The organism is Mesorhizobium sp. M2A.F.Ca.ET.039.01.1.1, assembly GCF_003998035.1.
Lineage (GTDB): Bacteria > Pseudomonadota > Alphaproteobacteria > Rhizobiales > Rhizobiaceae > Mesorhizobium.
Map to the genome: position 1 here is coordinate 1 of NZ_RZRY01000376.1, position 6252 is coordinate 6252.

A 6252-nucleotide genomic window follows, 5' to 3' on the forward strand; every position below is an offset into this window, starting at 1 on the left:
GCGAAAGCCACGACCGATCCTGGCGCGCCCAAGCGGCGGCACTTTGCAAGCGGAGGGGAAAGCCGCCAGGTCGGTGATCTCGTCACGCCTGAACCTGATCTTCTCGTGCTGCGGGTCTTCCTGATCCAAGTAATCTTCCGTTGTGACGAACTCGTCATGGACGAATCCCCGCCTCACGTTATATCGATGCGTTCCCACGCGTAACCGCAAACAAGGGCATCGATATGGCTGATCTCGAGGTCGGCGACGCAGCGCCTCAATTCGATCTTCCGCGTGACGGCGGCGGCTCCCTCAGTCTCGCCGCGCTCCGGGGCAAACCCATTGTACTCTACTTCTACCCGCAGGACGACACCACAAGCTGCACCAGCGAGGCGATCGGCTTCTCGCAGTTGAAGCCGGAGTTCGAGAAGGCCGGCGCCGAAGTGATCGGGCTGTCCCCCGATAGCGTGAAGAAACACGACAAATTCAAGGCGAAGCACGATCTCACCGTCGATCTCGTCGCCGACGAGGAGCGCAAGGTGATCGAGGCCTATCATTTGTGGGTCGAGAAGACGATGTACGGGCGCAACTATATGGGTGTCGAACGCGCCACCTTCCTGATCGGCAAGGATGGGCGCATTGCCCGCGTCTGGCGCAAGGTTCGCGTCAAGGGCCATGCCGAAGAAGTGCTCGAGGCCGTGCGCGCGCTCTGAGCGTCGCCAACCCCCACCAAAGCAATCGACAATTATGGTCGTTACTCGTCAGGTGCCTCGGCCTTCGGCTGCCGCCACGTCCTCCAGGATTTCGAACGATGGCTCGCTTGATCGGCCAGCGCGGCGAGATGGCCACGCAAACCGCGCGCACCCATCATGGACGACAGCGTGACTGACTGCGTGGCGAAGCGCCGCTTGAAATCCTCGCCGCCGCAGAGAAAATCGACCGTGGCGAGGCCACGGTCGAACGACCATTGGATATAGTCCATCATCAGTACCATGCCCGGCGAGGCGCGCTCGTATTCGGGATCATAGGTGGTGACGAAAGCCATCATCGTGCCGTGCTGCTCGAAATTGATCGAGACGGCGACGATCGTGTCGTCGAGCTCCAGCACGAAGATGCGCAACAGCCCGAGGTCGGCCAGCACCGAAGTAAGCGCGGCAAGAACCGGCGAGCCCTTATCGAACAGATCCGAGGCGCGACCATGGCGAGCGAGCCAGAGCCGCTTCAACGTCGCGACGCGCTCGAGCACCGGCTCTCGCGGCTCCGCCGAGTCCAGCAGCCGGAAACGCAATGCACCGCTTTCTTCCATGAACTTGCGGCCACGACGATAGTTCTGCCGGCCCTTCTTGGACAACGTCTCGAACCATTCCGCCCCACGCTGCCAGGAGCCAGCGACACGATAGCTGATTTCGGTGCGGTGATTGGGCCGAAGCGCCTTGCCATGAGCCGGTTCCAGCAGGGCATGAACACCGGCATCCGGCAGCAGACGGTTGAGATAGATCAGGTCGAAGCCACCCTGGTCAAAAACATACTGCCAGAGGCGGGAGATCGCCCGCGGGTCGCTGTCGGGTGCAACCAGCGCGTCGCCATAGTCACTGTGATCCTTCGCCGCCCATTCGAGTATGCGGATGCCGGAACGCCTGAAGGTCGCGAGCGCTATCACGCCATCGAGCCGGTCGCCGTTCCAGGCAAGCCCAATCCTGAGCGCGCGCCGCTCCTGCTGCGGGGTGGTGCGCCACCAGGCCGCGATCCAGTCCGGGTGCTGGAAGACAAGCCCGCCAGCCCACTGCCAGAGCGCCCTCCAGGCCGGTGCGATCTCGGCCAGGCGCGCCGCCGACGTCACGACTTCGAAGGTGTGTGTCCGCGGGATTGCGAGCACAACGGGACCGTTCATGGCCGTGTCCCCTCCGACGCTCGCGAGGTGCGTGACCGTGGCTTTCCAGGCCGGATGCGCCTGGCGATATGTCCCCACATCCGCTTCAGCGGCATGACGTAGAGGCCTGCGAGCGACTGATAGTCGCGCACATCGCGGTCGACCAGCCCGAACGTGAAGTCCTCGTCAGGCCTCGGCACACACAATGTTCCGAAGAGCCGGTCCCAGAACGAGAAGAGCAGCCCGAAGTTCTTGTCGTAGTGGCGCGGATCGACGCTGTGATGCAACTGATGCCAGTGGGGACACAGGATCAAATGGTTGAGCGGGCCGAACGAGATCTTGAAATGCGTGTGCCTGACGAAATCCATCATCAGGATGTTACGCATGACATAGACGTTGACGCCAAAAACGGTCAGTTCGACAAGGTTCAGCGAAATCAGCGACCAGATGCCGAAGCAGAACCCTACGATGATGCCATCCCAGGCTCGGTTCATCAACTCGTCGAGCGGATGGACCCGGTCCTTGGTGATCCCGACCATCACCTCGGCCGAGTGATGCACCTTGTGCAGTTCCCAGAGCAGCGGATAGCGATGCTGCGCGACGTGATAGAGATAATAGGAAATGTCGTAGGCGAGGAGCATGCTGACGGTGAAGATCAGAACCGTCACCGGCCCTGCCGGCCCCTCGGTCAGAGGCGGCTGGAAGTGGAGCAGTGTCGAAAACAGCCAGTTGGTCCCATACCCCACCGCTGTGACGAAGACGATTCCGGCGGGCAGCATCAGGAAAGGCATCAGGGCCTTCTTCGTGACCCAGAACAGAAGGTCGGCCTTCGCGGAGGGATGGGTGATGACCTCGTGCGGGATGACGAACTCGAAGAACTCCTTCCAGCTCTTCTCCTCGACCGTGCGCCAATAGGCTACAAGCGCGCTGACAAAGGCAGTCAGCAGCAAAAGCCCGGTCGCCAGCAGACTGGTGCCCGAAATCTTGTCGAGGATCTTGCCAACCAGATCGTCCAGCATTCCTACCGCCACGGTGAATCCCAAACACCAACACGCCTTTACTCGAAAAACGTCAACTAAACGCAATCGAACAGAGTTAAGAAACCCGAGCCTTACTCTGGGAGCTACAGGCCGCTCCTGGCAGAACATTGGAGTTCGTCGCCAACGATTTCGCGACATGGCGTCCGCGTCCAGGAGATTTACGCGCAACCCCGTGCCCGTGCTGCGTGCATTCGGCGCCGCGCGGTCGACCCGGCAAGCCTTTGTTAACCCTAATAATGTGTAATCAGGCTTGTCGTTGGTCCCGTAACGAAAGCCTGGTCCCCGTGAAACCAACCGGTCAGTCAGCTGTCTTCGGCAGGCGCAAGGAACCGCACACGGTCATCATCGCCCGCGGCAACGAGATAAGGCATTTCACCATCCGCCCCTGGCTCGCCGCCTTCCTCGGCTCGGCCCTGGCGGCGATCGCCATCGGCTATCTGCTTGCCACGTCCTATCTGGTGTTGCGCGACGACCTGATCGGCGCCACGACGGCCAGGCAGGCGCGCATGCAGCAGGCCTATGAGGACCGCATCTCGGCCCTTCGTGCCCAGGTCGACCGCATTACCAGCCGCCAGCTTCTCGACCAGCAGCTGATGGAAACCAAGGTCAGCGAACTCTTGGCCAGGCAGACCCAGCTCAGCGAGCGCCACGGGCGGCTCGGCCCGATCCTCGAGCGCGCCGAGAACGAGGTCGGCGACGCGCCCGCGGCAGGCGCCGCGGCGGCCAAACGCGATGAACCCGCAGAGGTCACCGGCAGCCTCTCTCAGGCGCCGACCTATTCCGTCGCATCCTTGAGCGCCGGTGACACCAGGCCCTTCTCGCTCTGGTCGACAAGATCCGATCCGCTCGATGCTGAAACGGCCGCCGATCGCGCCGACAAGCTGTTCGTCTCGATCAACGCTTCGCTGAAGGCCATCGAGAGCCAGCAGCTCTCGCGCATCACCACGCTTGCCGACAGCGCCTACAAGAATGCCGATGCCATAACCCAGGCGCTGGAAGCCGCGGGCCTGCCGGTCGACAGCGAGCTCAACAAGAGCGATGTCGGCGGCCCACTGGTGCCGCTCGATCCCTCGCTGGTTTTCGACAGCAGGGTCAAGGAACTGGACGAGGCGCTCGACGCGCTTGACGGAGTCAAGAAGGAGGCGCGCAAGCTGCCGCTCGCCAACCCCGCCCCTGGCCATCCAGTGACCAGCCCGTTTGGCGTACGCACGGACCCGATCCTGGGCAGCGCCGCCCTGCACACGGGCATGGATTTCAGGGCGCCGATCGGCATGCCGGCCAAGGTCACGGCCGCCGGCATCGTCACCAGGGCCGGCTGGGCCGGCGGCTACGGCCGCATGGTCGAGGTCGACCACGGCAACGGCTTCGCCACACGCTACGGACATCTGAGCGAGATCGACGTCACTGTCGGCCAGAAGCTCGCCGCCGGCGACATCATCGGCAAGACCGGCAGCAGCGGGCGCTCGACCGGCCCGCACCTCCATTACGAGGTGCGCCACGATGGCGAGGCGGTCGACCCGCTACGCTTCCTCACTGTCGGCAAGAAGGTCGCGCAATACCTTTGACCGGCTTATCCGACAAAGGCGCCTGCGGATCGGCTAAGCGCCGTAATTCTCCTGTCCAGCCAGGTACATCGTTGCCGCCGAAACCAGAGTAAGGACGCCGTTCTTCAACGCCGTCTCGTCGATGCGGAACCTGGAATGGTGGAGTGGGTAGACTGACCCTACCCCCTCGTTGCGGATGCCGAGCCGGAAATAGACCGACGGGCGTTTCTCGCTGTAGTAAGCGAAGTCGTCGGCAATGCTCCATCCAGGCATGTTGAGAGCATTATCCGCGCCAATGCTGGCTTTGGCGCCGGCCATGATCAGGGCCGCCATCTCGGCATCGTTGACGACGCCTGGTTCGCCTCGGTGGATGTCGATCTTTACGCTGGCGCCGTGGCTTGCCGCTGTTCGTTCAAGCATCTCGCGAAGCCGGCGCCAGGCCCGCTCGCGAGTGGCGTCGTTGCCGCTGCGGATGGTGCCTTTGAACGCGACCTTGCCCGCAGTGACGTTATAGGCATTGCCGCCATTGATGGCGGTCACCGAGATGACCAGCGGATCATAGGGATCGGTCTCACGCGAAACGATCTTCTGCAGCTCGCTAACCATGGAGCAGGCGACAGTCAGCGCGTCTATGCCTTCATAGGGCTTTGCCGCATGCGCCGCCGAGCCGGTGACCAGCACATCGAACGTGTCGCAGGCGAGAGTGTAGGGACCCGGGCCGACGGCCACCTTGCCGGACGGCGTATACGGATCGACATGGACGCAGATCGCGGCATCGACGTCGTCGAGAAGCCCCTCCTCGACCACCCGTCGCCCACCGGACGGTTCATCTTCCTCGGCCGGCTGGAAGATGAGGCGAACGGTTCCGCCGAAACTGTCGCGTGAGCGATTGAGATGCGCGGCGACCGCAAAGCCCATCGCGGCGTGGGCGTCATGGCCGCAGGCATGCATCACGCCCGGATTTTTGGACGCAAAGTCGACGCCGGACTCCTCCTCGATCGGCAGGGCGTCGATATCGGCGCGGATAGCCACCTTGCGGTTCGAAGGCCGGCCGGTGCCGACGATGTCGACGGCAAGCCCGTAGCCGGCCACATCACGGATTTCGGTGATCCCTTCCTTTGCAAGCATCTCGCGCAAATAGCGCTGCGTGCCCGCTTCCCGGTTCGACAGCTCGGGGTGGCAGTGCAGATGGCGCCGGATCTCGATCATCCGATCGAGAATTCCGGCATCGATGTCGGGCGCGGCATCGCTCGTCGAGGACGGCCGGTCAGGTTTTGACATGGATATCCCGCGGGAACTTCGTCAGCGTCTCGTTGCCGGTCTCAGTCACCAGGATGGTCTCGCTGACCTCGATGCCCCAGCCGTCCATCCACATGCCCAGGATGGAATGGACGACATTGCCGGGCTGCAGCACCGTCTTGTCGCCGGGCCGCAGGCTGATCGTGTGCTCGCCCCAATCCGGCGGATAGGCAACGCCGATGGAATAGCCGATGCGCGATTCCTTCTTCAGCCCGTAGCGCTCTATGACCTTGCGCCAGGCGGCTTCGACCGCTTCGGCGGTCGTGCCCGGCCGTACCGTGTCGAGCACCGCATCCATGCCCTCGATCACAGCCTTTGCCGTGTCCGCGACGCGGGTCGGCGTCTTGCCGAGCTGCATGGTCCTGGCAAGCCCTGCGGCATAGCGGCGGCAGACGCCGGCGAGTTCCAGCGCGATAGTTTCGTCCTTTCCGAAACGCCGGTCGCTCCACATGATGTGGGGGGCGGAAGCGTTTTCGCCGCCGAGGATCGTCGGCGGCAGCGCCGTGATGTCGCCGGCGAA

At 63.1% G+C, this 6252-nt stretch carries 7 protein-coding genes; 3 read left to right on the top strand and 4 right to left on the bottom strand.

The window, feature by feature from the left end:
• Together EOA24_RS42450 and EOA24_RS24220 are read left to right on the top strand one after the other, a co-directional pair.
• Positions 1–204: hypothetical protein (locus EOA24_RS42450; protein ID WP_210213599.1), on the top strand; the 204-nt coding region annotated here is incomplete at its 5' end.
• A gap of 20 nt (positions 205–224) precedes the next feature.
• Positions 225–692, top strand: coding sequence for a peroxiredoxin (locus EOA24_RS24220; protein WP_126082460.1), 468 nt, complete (start codon positions 225–227; stop codon positions 690–692).
• Between the two features lie 41 nt (positions 693–733).
• Here EOA24_RS24220 and EOA24_RS24225 read toward each other — a convergent pair whose 3' ends face one another.
• Both EOA24_RS24225 and EOA24_RS24230 read right to left on the bottom strand, forming a co-directional pair.
• Complete coding sequence (locus EOA24_RS24225; protein WP_126082459.1) at positions 734–1870, bottom strand: GNAT family N-acetyltransferase; 1137 nt, start codon at positions 1868–1870, stop codon at positions 734–736.
• Positions 1867–2868: a sterol desaturase family protein gene (locus EOA24_RS24230; RefSeq protein ID WP_126082458.1), complete on the bottom strand. Its 1002-nt coding sequence runs from the start codon at positions 2866–2868 to the stop codon at positions 1867–1869. Before EOA24_RS24230 ends, EOA24_RS24225 begins: the two co-directional genes overlap by 4 nt.
• Positions 2869–3173: 305 nt before the next feature.
• Here EOA24_RS24230 and EOA24_RS24235 point away from each other — a divergent pair, with 305 nt between their 5' ends.
• On the top strand, positions 3174–4454 hold the full coding sequence (locus EOA24_RS24235) for a M23 family metallopeptidase (RefSeq protein WP_126082457.1): 1281 nt from the start codon (positions 3174–3176) through the stop codon (positions 4452–4454).
• 33 nt (positions 4455–4487) lie between these two features.
• On the opposite strand, the gene EOA24_RS24240 is transcribed toward EOA24_RS24235, so the two are convergent.
• On the bottom strand, positions 4488–5714 hold the full coding sequence (locus tag EOA24_RS24240; RefSeq protein ID WP_126082456.1) for an amidohydrolase: 1227 nt from the start codon (positions 5712–5714) through the stop codon (positions 4488–4490).
• Positions 5701–6252 (bottom strand): M24 family metallopeptidase (locus EOA24_RS24245; protein WP_127410138.1); only part of this gene is annotated, 552 nt, incomplete at its 5' end. The genes EOA24_RS24240 and EOA24_RS24245, both read right to left, overlap by 14 nt.

Coding starts and splice junctions, on each gene's coding strand:
- EOA24_RS24225 (WP_126082459.1), bottom strand. CDS start 1,870: ATGAACGGTCCCGTTGTGCTCGCAATCCCGCGGACACACACCTTCGAA.
- EOA24_RS24220 (WP_126082460.1), top strand. CDS start 225: ATGGCTGATCTCGAGGTCGGCGACGCAGCGCCTCAATTCGATCTTCCG.
- EOA24_RS24240 (WP_126082456.1), bottom strand. CDS start 5,714: ATGTCAAAACCTGACCGGCCGTCCTCGACGAGCGATGCCGCGCCCGAC.
- EOA24_RS24230 (WP_126082458.1), bottom strand. CDS start 2,868: ATGCTGGACGATCTGGTTGGCAAGATCCTCGACAAGATTTCGGGCACC.